This window comes from Paenibacillus rubinfantis (assembly GCF_001486505.1).
Classification (GTDB): Bacteria; Bacillota; Bacilli; order Paenibacillales; family Paenibacillaceae; genus Fontibacillus; species Fontibacillus rubinfantis.
On record NZ_LN909066.1, the window covers coordinates 1370851 to 1385589 of the forward strand.

Below are 14739 nucleotides of genomic sequence, written 5' to 3' on the forward strand. Positions count from 1 at the left end.
GTTACCAACCCAGCGTTTTAAAGCGGATTTCCCTTTCCCAGAGCTCCTGCAGCCTCCGCAGCGATTCGCCCGGCAGCGCCGCGTCACTTGCGGCCACATTCTCACCAAGCTGGGCGCTGTTTCGGACGCCGGGGATCACCGTCGTCACCTCTGGGTAAGCCAAAATAAAGCGCAGTGCCGCCATCGTCATCGTCGTTTGCTCATCTTCCAGGAAGCGGATTTGCTCCAGTAGCTCCGCACGGGTCCGAATCACCTCCGGAGACCAGCGGCTGCGAATGCCCGAGAACGAGCTGGTGCCATCGTATTTACCCGACAACCAGCCGGAATCCAGCGGCACCTTGATAATCAACGCGACATCCTTCTCCTTGGCCGCCTGGAACGCTTGCGCCGTTTCCTGATAAAAGATGTTGAACATCACTTCCATCACGCCAAGCTCGGTATGCTCCAGCGCTTCCAGCATTTCGCGGCTGGAATCGACAGACACGCCGTACGCCAGGATTTTGCCTTCCGCCTTCAAATCCTCCAGCACCTGATAGTGACCGTATTTGCCGTCCAGATGATCAAACGGCGGATTATGGATCAAGACGGAGTCCAAATAATCCGTTTGCAGCCGCATCAGGCTGCGTTCGATCGAATTGCGGATCTGAGAAGCGGAGTAATCGGTCCCCTCCGGGGAATGACCGAATTTCGTATTGATGACCGCTTTGTCGCGTTTTCTGTCCAACGCTTTGCCGAGCAAGACCTCGCTTTTGCCTTGGCCGTAATTGGGAGCGGTATCAAAAAAGTTGACGCCAAGGTCCAGCGCCTCATGCACCAGACGGATGGCCTCCTCGTCCTCCATCGCCGCCCAATCCTGCTTGTTGCCGAGCTGCCAAGCGCCAAAGCCGATTTCTGACACCTGCTTGCCTGTCGTACCGTACCTTCTGTACTTCATCCTCTCACGCTCCTGCGATGTTTGGATTTAATTAAAGGGATCTCATGCCCAATTCTAGACGGATCATGCGCACCGCGCAAGGAGAAATCCGACCTGCGCCTTGGGACTTGAAATAGCCCGCTTGAATATGATGTGAATATATATAACATCAAAGAGGTTTTTCATGGGAAACCCCGCAAAAAACCTCTTTACGAAACGAAAAACTTGATTTATGATGCCAGAAGCATGACACCTAATCTTACATTGAACTAAAACCTTCGGGATAAACGCGCGGGACTCTTGCGCCAAGCAGACAGACGACTTCATAGTTAATCGTTCCCATCCAACCGGCCACCTCGTCGATGGATATCGAAGCTTCTGCACCCGATCCGCCGAAGAGGATGACCTCCTCTCCCGCGGCGACCCCTTCCACCTCCGTGACATCCAGCATCGTCTGGTCCATGCAGATCCGGCCGATGATCGGAGCCCGCTGCTCGCGCACCAGCGCAAGGCCGCGGTTGGATAACGTCCGCGACAGACCGTCGGCGTAACCGATCGGGAGGGTGGCGATGATCCGCTCCTCCGGCGCTTGGTAAGTTCGCCCATAGCCGACGGTCTGGCCCGGCTGGATCCGCCGGAGAGAGGCGATTTTCGTCTTGAGCTGCATCGCCTGACGTAAGGGATACTCCGGCAATCGCAGTTGCGGGGAAGGCGCAGGGGATAAGCCGTAGAGCGCAATCCCGATCCGGATCATGTCCAGGTGCATTTGCGGGAACCGCATCGCCGCCGCACTGTTGCAGCAGTGCTTGATTGGCACGTACAGGCCATGGGACTCCAGGGAATCGAGGCAGTCTTTAAACCGGGCAAATTGCTCCATCGTATATGCCGGGTCGAGACCATCCGCATCGGCAAAATGCGTAAACACTCCCTCCAGGATGACGAAGGGTGCAGCGGCTGCCGCGAGTTCAGCCAGCGCGATCACCGCCTCGGCAGTAGGCAAGCCGATCCGGGACATCCCGGTATCCACCTTTAAATGGATGCGCGCCTCGCGCCCTTGTCTTTTGGCGCAAGCGATGACCTCCCGCAGGACCTCCTCGGTATAAACCGTCAAGGTGATGCCCTGCCGAACCGCCGCTTCGACGCCAAACGGTGGCGTGTAGCCGAGCACGAGAATAGGCTGTGATAGGCCGGCCGCACGCAGCTGCAGCGCCTCGTCGACGAGGGCGACGCCGAGGTATTCGGCTCCGCCACGGATCGCCGCTTGCGCCGCCGGCACGGCTCCATGCCCGTAGCCGTTCGCTTTGACCACGGCCATCACCCGGCAGCTCTCGGCGGCTTGCCTGCGAAAGAGCCCTGTATTGTGGGCGATGGCGTCCAGCGACACCTCCGCCCAGGTTTCCCGGTAGCCGGTGGGGTTCAAGACCCTCGATTGCATCGTTGTCATCGTGGAAGACCTCTTTTCTATACTTCATGGAATTTAGTATAAATCAGCCGCCCCTGCCGGGGTTTGTCTCCCTTCCCCAAAAATAAGGCACGGTCCTTGTGCGGCTTCACAAAAGACCAATCGGAGGTGACGCTCGCCTATGAGCCAAGAACAAGACGATATTTTCGAGCCCTACTCCGACAATCTGGAATTGCTCGCGGAGAAGATCAGCGACGTGCTGGGGCGTCCAGTCACGATCGAAGACGCCAACCACCGACTGGTTGCCTACAGCTCGCACGTGCCGGAGACCGACGCGGCGCGGCTGGCGACCATCGTTGGCCGCCGGGTCCCTGATCAAATCATCGGCAGCCTCTGGCGGGACGGGATCATCCCTCGCCTTCTAGAGAGCGAAGCGCCGATTCGCATCGCGCCGATTCAAGAGGTAGGACTCAGCGGCCGCGTAGCAACCGCCATCCGCTCGGGCTCCCGGGTTGTCGGATATATATGGGTACTGGAGACAGAGAACCCTTTTTCCGACCGGGAAATGGCGTTGTTCGCCAAGGCGGCCCAAGCTGCCCGCACCAAAATGGCCCAATGGCAACTGCAGCGCCATAAGGAGGACGAGGCGCATCGCGATTTTTTCTGGCAGCTGTTGACCGGACATCTGACCAACGAGACCCTCATCCGGGATAAAGCCCACCGGATCGGGATCGCCCTCCCTCCGCAGTTCCATGTGGTCGTCCTGCAGTTTGCCGCCGAAGTGAAGGAGTCGTGGCAGCGGCAGGCGTTGGAGAAATGCGTTCCTCTCTCCGCCTACAGCCGGATCGTGCTGCGCGCCATCAATAAGAATCAGCTGATATTGCTATTTGCACCGCTGGCACCGGATACGATGGATGGAGTCGCCAGCCAATTGGGGCTTCTTCAACGGAATTTGCGCTCCTTCTTTTCAGAGCAGTTCCTCGGAGTGGCCAGCGGAGGGACGTTTAGCGAATACGGACGGCTGGAGGACAGCTATCGCGAAGCGCTGCTCCTGCTTCAGGTGAAGCAGCGGTTTCCCGAGGAGACCGGGGACCTGGTAATGTACGGCGACCTCGGATATTACCGATATTTGCCCCGAATTTGGGAGGAGCTCCAAAAGCATGGCCGAGCAGGCGGTCAACTCGCCCGGCTGCAGGTCTACGACCAGGAGCATCACAGCGAACTGGTGCATACGCTGGAGGTGTTTTTGGCGCATGACAGCAATGCGAAAATCGCCGCCGACGCCCTGCATATCCACGCTAACACGCTGAATTACCGGCTGAAGCGAATCGCCGAAATCGGCCGGATCGACTTGGCCAGCATGGAGCAGAAGGTGACCTTATACCTGGAACTTAAAGCCGAGCGCTTCGGCGGCAGCCGCGATTTGTGAAATTACACAATTCGGGCTGTTTTTTTTCTCGTATCTCCACATATAAAAAGCGCCGTTCCTGTCCTATACTGATGTCAGATCGTTTGACGGAGGAGGTAACAAGATGATTGTAGGAGTCCCAAGAGAAATCAAAAACAATGAAAACCGGGTGGCCCTGACCCCTTCGGGCACCTACTCGCTGGTTAATGCAGGGCACCAAGTGTGGATCGAGACCCAAGCGGGAGCCGGCAGCGGCTTTGAGGATATGGAATATGCCTCCGCCGGAGCTAAAGTCGTCAGCAGCGCCGCAGACGCATGGTCGGCGGATCTAGTGATGAAGGTGAAGGAGCCGCAGCCTTCGGAATATGGCTATTTCCGCCAAGGTCTGATCCTCTTTACGTATTTGCATCTCGCGCCGGAACCGGAGCTGACGCAAGCGTTAAGAGACCAAGGCGTGACCGCCATCGCTTACGAGACGGTCGAAGTAAACAAAACGCTGCCGCTGTTGACGCCGATGAGCGAAGTAGCCGGGCGGATGTCGGTGCAAATCGGAGCGCAGTTCCTGGAGAAGCCGCACGGCGGTAAAGGTATCCTGCTCGGCGGCGTGCCCGGCGTCAAGCGCGGCAAGGTGACGATCATCGGCGGAGGCGTCGTTGGCACAAATGCCGCTCGGGTAGCCATCGGCCTAGGTGCTGACGTGACGATTATCGACCTGAACGCCGATCGCCTGCGGCAGCTGGAGGACATCTTCGGCGCCAGCGTGCAGACGCTGATGTCGAATCCGCAGCACATCGCCGAGGCGGTCGCGGAATCCGACCTGGTGATCGGCGCTGTGCTGATTCCCGGCGCCAAAGCGCCGAAGCTCGTCACCCAAAACATGGTGAAGGCGATGCGCCCCGGCTCGGTCGTAGTGGACGTAGCCATCGACCAGGGCGGCATCTTTGAAACGGTGGATCGGATCACGACCCACTCCGATCCGACGTACGTGAAGCATGGCGTCGTCCATTACGCCGTTGCGAACATGCCGGGCGCGGTGCCGCGCACCTCCACGCTGGCGCTGGCCAATGCCACGCTGCCCTACGCGCTGGAGATCGCCTCGAAGGGCCTTTACACGGCGCTCAGCGAACGGGCAGCCCTTCGCAAGGGGGTTAACGTCGCCGGCGGTGCGATCACATACGCCTCCGTCGCCCGAGACCTGCACTTCGAGTACGTGCCTGTCGAGCAGGTACTGGAGCTAGCCGGGAGCCCCGCCAACTAGGCGACATTCACAGCAATTTGACTTGATCCAAGAGATCCGTCCCTTCGGGGCGGTTCTTTTTTAGGTTGGCTGCGGGAAATGTTGCATTGAATACAACATTTTCGCCCCCAAAAGCGCAGCTCAACCGAAAATGTTGTATAGAATACAACATTTTCGCCTACCTGTGGCCTAACCACACCAAAATGTTGTACTTCTTGCAACATTTCATGGCTAAAGGCCACAACTCCAGCAGAAATGTTGTAGGAAATGCAACACTTCTACCGCTGAGCCGCCGCCGCGGCCGGGACACCGCTCCCTCGCTCAGCGAGCGACAGCGCGATGATCCGGTCGAGCAGCTCGGCGTAGCTCATCCCGGCGGCAGCGGCGCTGCGCGGCAACAGGCTGTTTGCCGTCATCCCCGGCAGCGTATTTACCTCCAGGACGTAAGGGACCCCGTCCCTTAGGATCATATCAACCCGGGCGTACACGCGGCATTGCAGCAGCCGGTAACAGGCCAGCGCCGCTTCCCGCACCCGCGCCTCGACGTCCGAAGGCAGCGTGATCGGCTGCTCCTCCGCCCCGCCATCGCTATATTTGGCTTCGTAGTCGAACCACTCCGCCCCATTGGCCGCCCGAATGCCCAGCACCGGGAGCAGCTCCCCGTCCAGGATCGGGCAGGTGATCTCCTGGCCGGACACCATGGACTCGACGACCACGGTCGTGTCCCAGCGGAACGCCTCCTCCAGCGCTCCGCGCAACAATTCCGGCCGGTCGACACGCTGGACGCCGATGCTGGAGCCTCCCGCGTTGGGCTTGACGAACAGCGGATACGCGAGCCCCGCAAGCCGGGATTCCCACGTGCCGTCCGCGAACATCGCCCGGTCCAGATAAGCCCCGTCCGGCGTAACGATCCCTTCGGCCTGCAGCACCCGTTTCGTCAGATGTTTATCCATACACAAGCTGCTGGACAACACGCCGCTGCCCGAATACGGGATCCCCATCGTCTCCAGCACGCCTTGCACCGTACCATCCTCGCCAAACGCACCGTGCAGCGCGAGCAAGGCGAAGTCGATGCCCCGTACCCGGTCGATCAGCTCCTCCCGCTTCGTTACCTCGATCGGCACCACTTCATACTTGTTTGAGTCCAGCCGCCCCACGATTTCTTTCCCCGTCATCAGCGACACCTCGCGCTCCGAGGAGACCCCGCCCATAATTACGCCTACTTTCATCCGATTCCTCTCCTTCACCCGTTGTTCAAGTCCAAGTCGCTCTCCAGCTCTCCAGCGCTCCGCACCTAACTCTTATTCACTCTTCTTCCTTACTTCACAGCTTCTAACAGCTTTGCCGCCAGTTCGCCGATCCGGCGAATCCCCTGTTCGATGTCTTCCTCCGACACCCTCGAGAAACCGATTCGCATCGTGTTCCGTCCCCCGCCGTCCACGTAGAACATATCTCCGGGCGTAAAGAGCACGCCCTGATCCGCGCAAAGCTCAAGCAGCTTCCACGTATCAAAGCCCTCCGGAAACTCCAGAAACAGGTGCAACCCGCCGCTGCCCGATAATCGGGAATACGGCACGTACCGCTCGCAACAGGCTTTCGTCCATTCGTACTTCCGCCGATATTCCGTACGGGCCCGTTTCAGGTACTTCTCCAGGTTGCCGTTCAGCAAGTATTGATACAACAGCGATTGGTCCAATGTTGACGTATGGATGCTGCGCGCCCGTTTGACACTCTCCAGCACGTCGATTAGCTCCCGGTCCGCCAGCACCCAGCCGACGCGAATGCCCGGGAACAATACCTTCGAGAAGCTGCCCAGGTACACGACCCCGTTCCCCTGCCCCGCCATTGCGATCAACGGGGCGACATGGGAGCCGGAGTACCTCAGCTCTTCATTAAACCCATCCTCGATGACCGGCACCCGATAGCGGCCAAGCAGCTCCAGCAAAGCCAGCCGTTTCTCGGCGGACGTCACAATTCCGGTTGGATTATGATAGGAGGGTACCAGGAACGCGCCGTCAAACGGCTGCGTCTTCAGCTCCCTCTCCAGCGCGGCCAGATCAAGGCCGTCCGGTTCCATCGGAATGCCGGTGATCTCGAACCCGTGCCGGCGTAAATTTTTGATCGCGGTTTGGTGCGTTGGATTTTCGCATAATATACGCCCGCCCGCACCGCCGTCCCGCCCCATCGACGACAGCACGATATCCAGTCCTTCCGTAAATCCGCTGGTGATCAGCAGATCCTTGCCTTCCAAATCCACGCCTTTGCGTTCCATATATTTCAGCAAAAAATCAATCAGCGGTTTATATCCTTTAGCGTATCCATAGTTCAACAAGACGCGGCCTTCCACCGCCATCCGATCCAAAAACGCGCGTTTCACGTTCTCCAGATCAAACAGCTGCTCGTCAGGGGCGATGCTCGTAAACAAAATGGCGTCTTTCGCCGCCCGCAGGCCGGGCCTGCCGCGTTTCATATGGTCGAGCTCCACGGATAGCCGGGCTTGCCGGTTCATCCGCTCGCGCCAATCCATTCGCCAGATGGGGACCGCATGCTCTCCCGGTGCAGTGACCTCAGCTACGAAGTTACCCTTCCCCGTTACGGCGTAGACGAGCCCCTCTTCATTTAAGGCCTCATAGGCAGCGATGATGCTGCCCCGGCTGACGCCGAGAAGCTCGGACAGCTCCCGTGTCGAGGGAAGCCGTTGTCCGGCCTGCAAAGCCCCTTGCATCATCAGCCATCTGATATAATTTTTCACCTGTACGTACACCGGCGTCTCCGCCACAAGCTTAAAGTCATGAAACACCCTGTATCGCCCCCACCCTCATGATGGCATATTCCAAGCCAAAAACAAAAGAACCACCCTCTCGCCATTTTCGCAAGAAGGTGGTTCCCATCCTCTCGGGCCCCTGCCCGCTTACACCATCACTTTACAAATGTCATTCGTAAATTCAACCGGATCGCTGACCGACAGCCCTTCAATCAAGAGCGCCTGATTGTACAACAGGTTCGTGTACAAAGCCAATTTCTCTTTGTCACTGTCGTAAGCTTTCTTCAACGACTGGAACACGTCATGGTTCACGTTGAGCTCCAGCACCTTGTCCGCTTTAACCGACTGCCCGTCCGCGCCAGGCATCGCATTCAGCACTTTTTCCATCTCGATCGTCAGCTCGCCTTCGGTCGACAAGCACACCGGATGGGATTTCAGGCGTTTGGACGCTTTGACTTCCTTCACCTTGCCCGCCAACAGATCCTTCATCGCGGCGAACAGGTCTTTGTTCTCGTCCGTATCGGCCTTGTCTTCGGACGCCTCGGCTTCGATGCCCAAATCACCGCTCGACACCGATTTGAATTCTTTATCCTTGTATTTCATGATCATCTTAATCGCAAATTCATCGATGTCGTCGGTGAAATACAGAATCTCGTACCCTTTATCAAGCACCAGCTCGGTTTGCGGCAGCTTCTCCAGCCGTTCCACCGATTCGCCGGCAGCGTAGTATATATACTTCTGATCTTCCGGCATACGGGAGACGTATTCGTCCAGCGTGACGAGCTTCTTCTCCTTGGACGAGGTGAACAGCAGCAGATCCTGCAGCACGTCCTTGTTCATGCCGTAGTCGTTGTACACGCCAAACTTCAGCTGACGGCCAAACGAGGCATAAAACTTCTCGTATTTCTCGCGGTCGTCCTTAAGCAGCGTTTGCAGTTGGCTCTTGATCTTGCTTTGGATGTTCTTCGCGATCGCCTTCAACTGGCGGTCATGCTGCAGCATTTCCCGAGAAATGTTCAGCGACAGATCCTCGGAATCGACCATCCCTTTCACGAAGCTGAAATAGTCCGGCAACAGGTCGGCGCATTTGTTCATGATCAGCACGCCGTTCGAGTACAGCTCCAGCCCTTTTTCGTATTCTTTGGTGTAATAGTCAAATGGCGTCGTCTCCGGAATGTACAAAATCGCATTATACACGACCGCGCCGTCCGCCTTGATATGGATATGCGACACCGGCTTGTCGAACCCGTAGCGTTTTTCCATGTAAAAGTTCTCGTAATCCTCGTCCGTCAGCTCGGATTTGTTCTTGCGCCAGATCGGCACCATGCTGTTGACGGTTTGCTCTTCCGTATACGACTCGTATTCGCCTTCGCTGCCTTCCTTTGGCCGGCTGCTCGTGACGTCCATTTTGATCGGGTAACGGATGAAATCGGAGTATTTCTTAATGATCGACTTCAGCCGGTATTCCTCGAGGTATTCGTCGTATTGGTCGTCTTCGGTGTTCTCTTTGATATGCAAAATAATGTCCGTGCCGATCTCCGCCTTCTCGCACGGCTCAACCGTATACCCGTCAGCCCCCTTGGACTCCCACTTGTAGGCTTCATCCGAGCCCAGCGCCCGGCTGATCACGGTAACCACATCCGCGACCATAAACGCGGAATAGAACCCGACCCCAAACTGACCGATGATGTTGTGGCCGTCCTTCAGCTCGTTTTCATTCTTGAACGCAAACGAGCCGCTGTTCGCGATAATGCCCAGATTATTCTCCAACTCGTCCTTCGTCATCCCGATACCGGTATCGGAAATCGTTAAAGTACGGGCTTCTTTGTCCATCTTGATCTTGATGAAGTAATCGTCCTTATTAAACACCAGCTGATCGTCGGTTAATGCCCGGTAATAAATTTTATCGATGGCATCGCTGGCGTTCGAGATCAACTCACGCAGAAAAATTTCCCGCTGCGTATAAATCGAGTTGATCATCATTTCCAGCAATCTTTTGGATTCGGCTTTAAACTGCTTTTTCGCCATGAAACTGATCTCCTTTCCTTTCGCCCCATGGGGGAACTTGGCTAACCATATATTAGCACTCTATAGGACAGAGTGCTAATTCCTAGTTTTTAGTTTATCGATCCGCCATTCGAGTGTCAATACGTTCTAGGGGGCGAGCGGCGTATAGCCCGTTTGCTCCACTAAATACTGGCCCTGCGGGGAACGAATCCACTCGATCAGCTTCTCCACGTTCGGATTGTCGCTGCCCGCCGTTACCGCGTAAAACTCCGCCGCAAACGGATATTCACCGTTGGCAATCGTCGCTCGTTCCGGCTTCACGCCGTCGATGTCCAACAGGCGAATGTTCCCGTTTTTCACCATTTCGGTGGCATAAAACAGGAACGAATAACCCAGCGCGTTTTTGTAATTGCGGTAATCCGCGGTCCGCGAAATGATGCCGCCCATCCCGGAGGCCACATTCTCCTCGGGCGGTTTGGCCAGCTCCCGTCCGTCCATCACCCGTTCCAGCATCGTTTGGCTGCCGCTGTCCTCCGGCCGCTGGAACGCGCGGATTCGCGCATCGTTCCCCCCAAAGTCGCTCCAACGAGTGAGTTCCCCCGAGTAGATCCCGCGGATCTGCTCGGTTGTTAACCCGGTCACCGGATTCGACGCATTTACGAAAAAGACAAACGCCTCACGGCCGATCGGGGTGAACTTTAATTCCTTGCCTTGCTTGCGGGCGGCGGCCTTTTGCCCCTCCGACGGCGCGGCGGCGAAGATGAGATCCGCCCGGCCTTCGATCAGATTCTTATAGGCCACCGGCGTCGTATTCACCATAACTTCGCTCTCGTAAAGATCATAATCCTGGCGCGGATATACCGCCTGCGCAAACGCGGCATACAACGGATAAAGAGCCGTTGCCCCATCAAGCCGCGGCAAATCCTTCGTTATCGTCAATTTGGACGGTTCTGGCAGCACGGCCAACTTCCCCGTATCCGCGAACGGCCGGTACGGCTCCATATTCACCTCCTGGTCGCTGACGACCGGAATGCGGTTATGGTACGCCTCGCGTAGCTCGTACACCGCTGTCGTCAAGCCTCCCAAGACCACGATGCTCAGCAGCGAGATGAACAACTTGCGTCGGTGCCGCTCCGGCAAGAACATAAAGAAGGCCAGGAACACGACCAACACAGCCGCTGCGACCAGCACAAGAGGCGCATAAAACAAAGCTCCCCCGGAAAAAGAAACGATCAAACCGGCGAATAGTCCGAGAAATAATATCACGCCGGACAACAGGACGCAGAGCACAATTTTTACCGCAATCTCTCCGCCGGATTTGCTCATTATTCATCCCTCTCCTTTGCTTCTTCATTTCGGGCATAAATCGGCAAGCTAATCGTAAATCTCGTCCCGCCGCCGGGTTCGCTTTGCACGTTAATGGTGCCGCCAAACGAAAGGATCGCCTGGTAAGAGAAGGTCATGCCCAGCCCCGTTCCCGTCGATTTAGTGGAAAAATAAATCGAACCCAGCCGCTTGGCCTGCTCCTCCGTCATGCCGACGCCGTTATCCTGAATCGTTAACGTGACCTTACGCGCTTCTACCTGCAGGCGCAAGGTGACCTTGCCCCGGGAATGCGGCACTTCGGCGCATGCTTCAACCGCGTTTTTGATAAAATTCACCAGCACTTGCTTCATTTTATCGGGATTGGCCAAAATCCATACCGGTTCCGGCGGATGTCCGATTTCGAGCAGCACGTTATGCATATTGGCATACGGGCTCATCACATCCTTCGTGATCCGCAGCAGCTCCTCTAGGTCGGTAGGCTCCTGTTTATCGCCGATCGGCTTGGAAATAGCCAAATACTCGGATAGGATGTATTCCGTGCGGGCGATTTCGCTCATACAAATTTCAATATAACGTTCAATCCGTCCCCGATCCGCCGCACCATCGCGAATCAGCGTAAGGAATCCTTTTACCGCAGTCAACGGATTCCGCACCTCATGAACCAACGAAGCCGCCACGTGGCTGATGGCCCGAACTCGCTCATTTTGCCCATAGCTGATGAATAGTTCCTTATCGGTGGCCGCTTTTCGAAATAAGGTAATCAGCAGCCAGCAGCCAACCAAATTCTGCATCGGGATGACAAACAAATGAAAGCTCAAATGACGAATGACGGATTCCGGATTCTCCAAGTAAACGAACAGAAGCGGCGTTACGGAAAAGAACACGCCCGCGATCAATAAAATCAGCGATTTTTGCTCGCACTTCCGATACAGACGGTATAACAGATAAGATCCCGGGAACGTCACCAGCATGATCAGCATCGCGGCCAACGTGCCGTCGCCTCCAATATATAAACGGTACAAGAGAAACTCCGCCAATAATGCGAATCCCGTCTGTATCCCCCCGAAGATCAAGCCGAAAAACATAATGGTGTACCGTATATCGTAAAAGTACCCGCTAACTACGCTGGCCCCAAAAGTCATCGATAAAAACAAACAAATCATACTGGAAAACGCAATGAACTTCTGGGTGTAGTTCCGGGATTGATCACGATAATACACACTAAACATGACGAACGGCATATGGGCAAAGAACAGCTGAAGAATAATATCTTTTAGAATTGTCATGCGTGCTCACCCTTCATCGGCTGATTGGGTTTCACCCTATTATGTATACCTTTTTATTCCATGCCTCTCCCCGTAAACCCTTTTTCTCCAGCAACAAAACATGGGTGGATCCAGGGTCCCTTGGCATGCCCGTCTCTTCAGGCGCATAAGCTGTAGAAGCAGGACTAGCCTGCCACTCCATCTTCCTGAAGGATGATTTTTGTGTCGATGAAGCATTCCCCCGTCCGGGCTTATTTTCTGCGCCGTTTATGGCAAAAGAACTCTCATATCTTCGCCGGCTCCCTAATCCAGGGCTTCGCTATGGGCGTATTCCTGTTCCCCCATTCGATTCCCTCCGGCGGCGGCGCAGGCATCGCCGTGCTGCTGAATTACTGGTTTGGGTTGCCGATGAGCCTTGGTTTATGGCTAACCAACATCTCTTTTCTCCTGTTTGCCGTCCATTACTTGGGACGAATCAGCGCGATCGGGACCATCATGGTCATCACGATAACCGCCGTATCCGTTAATTATTTCGAAGTGTACTTCCATTCCCCCTTTACCAACGTTTGGGTCAACCTGCTTGCCGGGTCCCTGTTTCTAGGCCTCGGTATTTCCATTCTGTTCCGGGAACGGGTCACCAACGGAGGGATTGGCTTCGTCGCGCTAGCCATTGCTAAACGAAAGCGGATCAACCCCGGCTCGTCGCTATTCTGGATGAACGGCGGAATTTTCCTGCTAACGGCGCTCGTCATCGATTGGAAAATCATCATCCAGGCCCTTCTCTGCCAATGGCTGTCCACCCGAATCGTCAAATGGCTGCATACTCCTTCTGTTATCGGGAAACGCCCTTTATATTTTTTGGCTTGGCGAAAAAAATAACGAAAAACGCCCGGCCCAACCGTTTGGTTGAGCCGGGCGACAAAGGAGGGCGCCCTACAGCCCCTCTTGCCCCCCTTTGCATGATTATCCCCTTCGGTCAGGGGACTCGACTGCTTAACCTGATCCAATGGGATAATCATGCAAAGCAGCCGGAACAAAAAAACAGCCTCCCGGCTGTTTTTTTTAACAAAGCTAATTATGAGTAACAACAGCGCCGGAGCCGCCGTACATTTCAATCGGCTCGGCAAACTCCAACTTCAAAACGGTAACGTGCTCGTGGCAATCTTCCGGTGTCATATCAATCCAGGTCGTACCCGGGATGTTAAACCAGGGCACTCCGCCGTGAATGTCATACTTCAATTCTTTTCCCGAATGGAGGATGGTTATTTTTTGAATCGGATTACATAACCCCTTAAGGCAGACGCATTCCTTGGGATCATCGTAGACGAACAAGTACAACGTTTTCCGATCTTTGCTGAGCGTGCTTCCGCCTAACCAATAACGGGTCATGAGCCCTTCGACAGTTCCATACACCGCTTCTTCGTGCTTACGAATCCAATTGCCCAACCCCAGCAGGATATCAGCTTGTCTCGGATCAATCGTCCCGTCCTCCCGGGGACCGATATTAAGCAGCATGTTGCCGCCCATGGAAATACAATCGCAGAACATTCGGATGATTTGTTTTAACGATTTATATTTTTGATCCTTCGGTTGGTAGCCCCAAGACGTATTGATCGTTGTGCAAAACTCCCAAGGCCCTTCGGGTCTCGTGATTGGCAGCCCTTGCTCCGGCGTTTTGTAATCCCCGTGGCCGGCTAGACGCGAATTGATGATGATCTCCGGATGAAAGGACCGCAGATACGCCTTAAACTCCGGCAATCCCCATTGCTCGGCACTGCGTTCCCAATCCCCGTCGAACCAAAGCAAATCAACGGTACCATACCTCGTTAGAATTTCGCTCAGTTGATGGCGGTTAAATTGCAGGAAGCGCTGCCATCTCTCCTCGTCTTGTACGCCGTCCGACGGTTCCGAGAAGCGGTTAACCCGGCTTAAGTCGTCCGGCACGATCCCGCCAGGAAACACGCTAGGATAGTCCGGATGCGACCAGTCGATCAGCGAATAGTACAAGCCAAGCCGAATTCCCTGCTTCGAGATCGCTTCGGCATATGCCTTAACGATGTCGCGTTGGGCCGGCGTTCGCTTCACCACGCTCAAATCGCTGTACTTTGTATCAAAAAGAGCTACACCGTCATGGTGTTTTGTCGTCAACACCGCATACTTGGCCCCTGACCTCTCGATCAATTCAGCCCAGTGGTCAGCATTCAACCGGGAAGCCGTAAACCCGTCCAACTGTTTCATGTAGTCTTCATACGAAATCACACCGTTATGAAAAGACCAAGATTCAGAAACGCCGTCAACCGCGTAAATCCCGTAATGGATAAAAATCCCCAGCTTGGCGTCTTCAAACCATGACAGCATCGCCATCCCCCTCCTTTTACTTGTTCCTCCTAACGATAGGCGATCGCAGCTTGAGGGGT

At 55.4% G+C, this 14739-nt stretch carries 11 protein-coding genes; 3 read left to right on the forward strand and 8 right to left on the reverse strand.

All coding sequences use genetic code 11. The annotated features are described in order from the left end of the window. Window position 1: 1 nt before the first annotated feature. Entirely contained in the window at window positions 2-934 is a 933-nt protein-coding gene (locus BN3277_RS23755) for an aldo/keto reductase (protein ID WP_059046929.1), read from the reverse strand. Between the two features lie 238 nt (window positions 935-1172). Then, window positions 1173-2357, reverse strand: coding sequence for an alanine racemase (gene alr / locus BN3277_RS23760; protein ID WP_059046931.1), 1185 nt, complete (start codon window positions 2355-2357; stop codon window positions 1173-1175). A gap of 139 nt (window positions 2358-2496) precedes the next feature. Here alr and BN3277_RS23765 point away from each other — a divergent pair, with 139 nt between their 5' ends. Both BN3277_RS23765 and ald read left to right on the forward strand, forming a co-directional pair. Continuing rightward, the gene (locus BN3277_RS23765) at window positions 2497-3744 is read left to right on the forward strand and encodes a PucR family transcriptional regulator (protein WP_059046933.1); all 1248 of its coding nucleotides are present in this window, start codon (window positions 2497-2499) and stop codon (window positions 3742-3744) included. Window positions 3745-3847: 103 nt separating this feature from the next. After that, window positions 3848-4981 (forward strand): alanine dehydrogenase, encoded by a 1134-nt coding sequence (gene ald / locus BN3277_RS23770; protein ID WP_059046935.1) that lies wholly within the window; start codon window positions 3848-3850, stop codon window positions 4979-4981. 257 nt (window positions 4982-5238) lie between these two features. Here ald and BN3277_RS23775 read toward each other — a convergent pair whose 3' ends face one another. The 5 genes from BN3277_RS23775 to BN3277_RS23795 form a co-directional block, all read right to left on the reverse strand. Further along, on the reverse strand, window positions 5239-6189 hold the full coding sequence (locus BN3277_RS23775; RefSeq protein ID WP_059046936.1) for a D-alanine--D-alanine ligase: 951 nt from the start codon (window positions 6187-6189) through the stop codon (window positions 5239-5241). Between the two features lie 89 nt (window positions 6190-6278). Then, entirely contained in the window at window positions 6279-7760 is a 1482-nt protein-coding gene (locus tag BN3277_RS23780) for an aminotransferase-like domain-containing protein (protein ID WP_059046939.1), read from the reverse strand. A 111-nt stretch (window positions 7761-7871) separates the two neighbouring features. Next, the gene (gene htpG, locus BN3277_RS23785; protein WP_059046941.1) at window positions 7872-9752 is read right to left on the reverse strand and encodes a molecular chaperone HtpG; all 1881 of its coding nucleotides are present in this window, start codon (window positions 9750-9752) and stop codon (window positions 7872-7874) included. 126 nt (window positions 9753-9878) lie between these two features. Then, complete coding sequence (locus BN3277_RS23790; protein ID WP_059046943.1) at window positions 9879-11057, reverse strand: PstS family phosphate ABC transporter substrate-binding protein; 1179 nt, start codon at window positions 11055-11057, stop codon at window positions 9879-9881. Beyond that, a complete protein-coding gene (locus BN3277_RS23795) occupies window positions 11057-12343 on the reverse strand; it encodes a sensor histidine kinase (RefSeq protein WP_059046945.1) in 1287 nt (428 codons plus the stop codon). Before BN3277_RS23795 ends, BN3277_RS23790 begins: the two co-directional genes overlap by 1 nt. Before the next feature lie 207 nt (window positions 12344-12550). Between BN3277_RS23795 and BN3277_RS23800 the strand changes: the two genes are divergently transcribed. Next, window positions 12551-13201, forward strand: coding sequence for a YitT family protein (locus BN3277_RS23800; RefSeq protein ID WP_059046946.1), 651 nt, complete (start codon window positions 12551-12553; stop codon window positions 13199-13201). A 192-nt stretch (window positions 13202-13393) separates the two neighbouring features. Here BN3277_RS23800 and BN3277_RS23805 read toward each other — a convergent pair whose 3' ends face one another. Then, on the reverse strand, window positions 13394-14680 hold the full coding sequence (locus BN3277_RS23805) for an alpha-L-fucosidase (RefSeq protein WP_059046948.1): 1287 nt from the start codon (window positions 14678-14680) through the stop codon (window positions 13394-13396). Window positions 14681-14739 lie beyond the last annotated feature (59 nt).

Bases quoted from the DNA above. Each gene is read 5' to 3' on its own strand.
- BN3277_RS23755 (WP_059046929.1), bottom strand. From the start codon at position 934: ATGAAGTACAGAAGGTACGGTACGACAGGCAAGCAGGTGTCAGAAATC.
- BN3277_RS23790 (WP_059046943.1), bottom strand. From the start codon at position 11,057: ATGAGCAAATCCGGCGGAGAGATTGCGGTAAAAATTGTGCTCTGCGTC.
- BN3277_RS23800 (WP_059046946.1), top strand. From the start codon at position 12,551: ATGAAGCATTCCCCCGTCCGGGCTTATTTTCTGCGCCGTTTATGGCAA.
- alr (WP_059046931.1), bottom strand. From the start codon at position 2,357: ATGACAACGATGCAATCGAGGGTCTTGAACCCCACCGGCTACCGGGAA.
- ald (WP_059046935.1), top strand. From the start codon at position 3,848: ATGATTGTAGGAGTCCCAAGAGAAATCAAAAACAATGAAAACCGGGTG.
- BN3277_RS23795 (WP_059046945.1), bottom strand. From the start codon at position 12,343: ATGACAATTCTAAAAGATATTATTCTTCAGCTGTTCTTTGCCCATATG.
- BN3277_RS23775 (WP_059046936.1), bottom strand. From the start codon at position 6,189: ATGAAAGTAGGCGTAATTATGGGCGGGGTCTCCTCGGAGCGCGAGGTG.
- BN3277_RS23805 (WP_059046948.1), bottom strand. From the start codon at position 14,680: ATGCTGTCATGGTTTGAAGACGCCAAGCTGGGGATTTTTATCCATTAC.
- htpG (WP_059046941.1), bottom strand. From the start codon at position 9,752: ATGGCGAAAAAGCAGTTTAAAGCCGAATCCAAAAGATTGCTGGAAATG.
- BN3277_RS23765 (WP_059046933.1), top strand. From the start codon at position 2,497: ATGAGCCAAGAACAAGACGATATTTTCGAGCCCTACTCCGACAATCTG.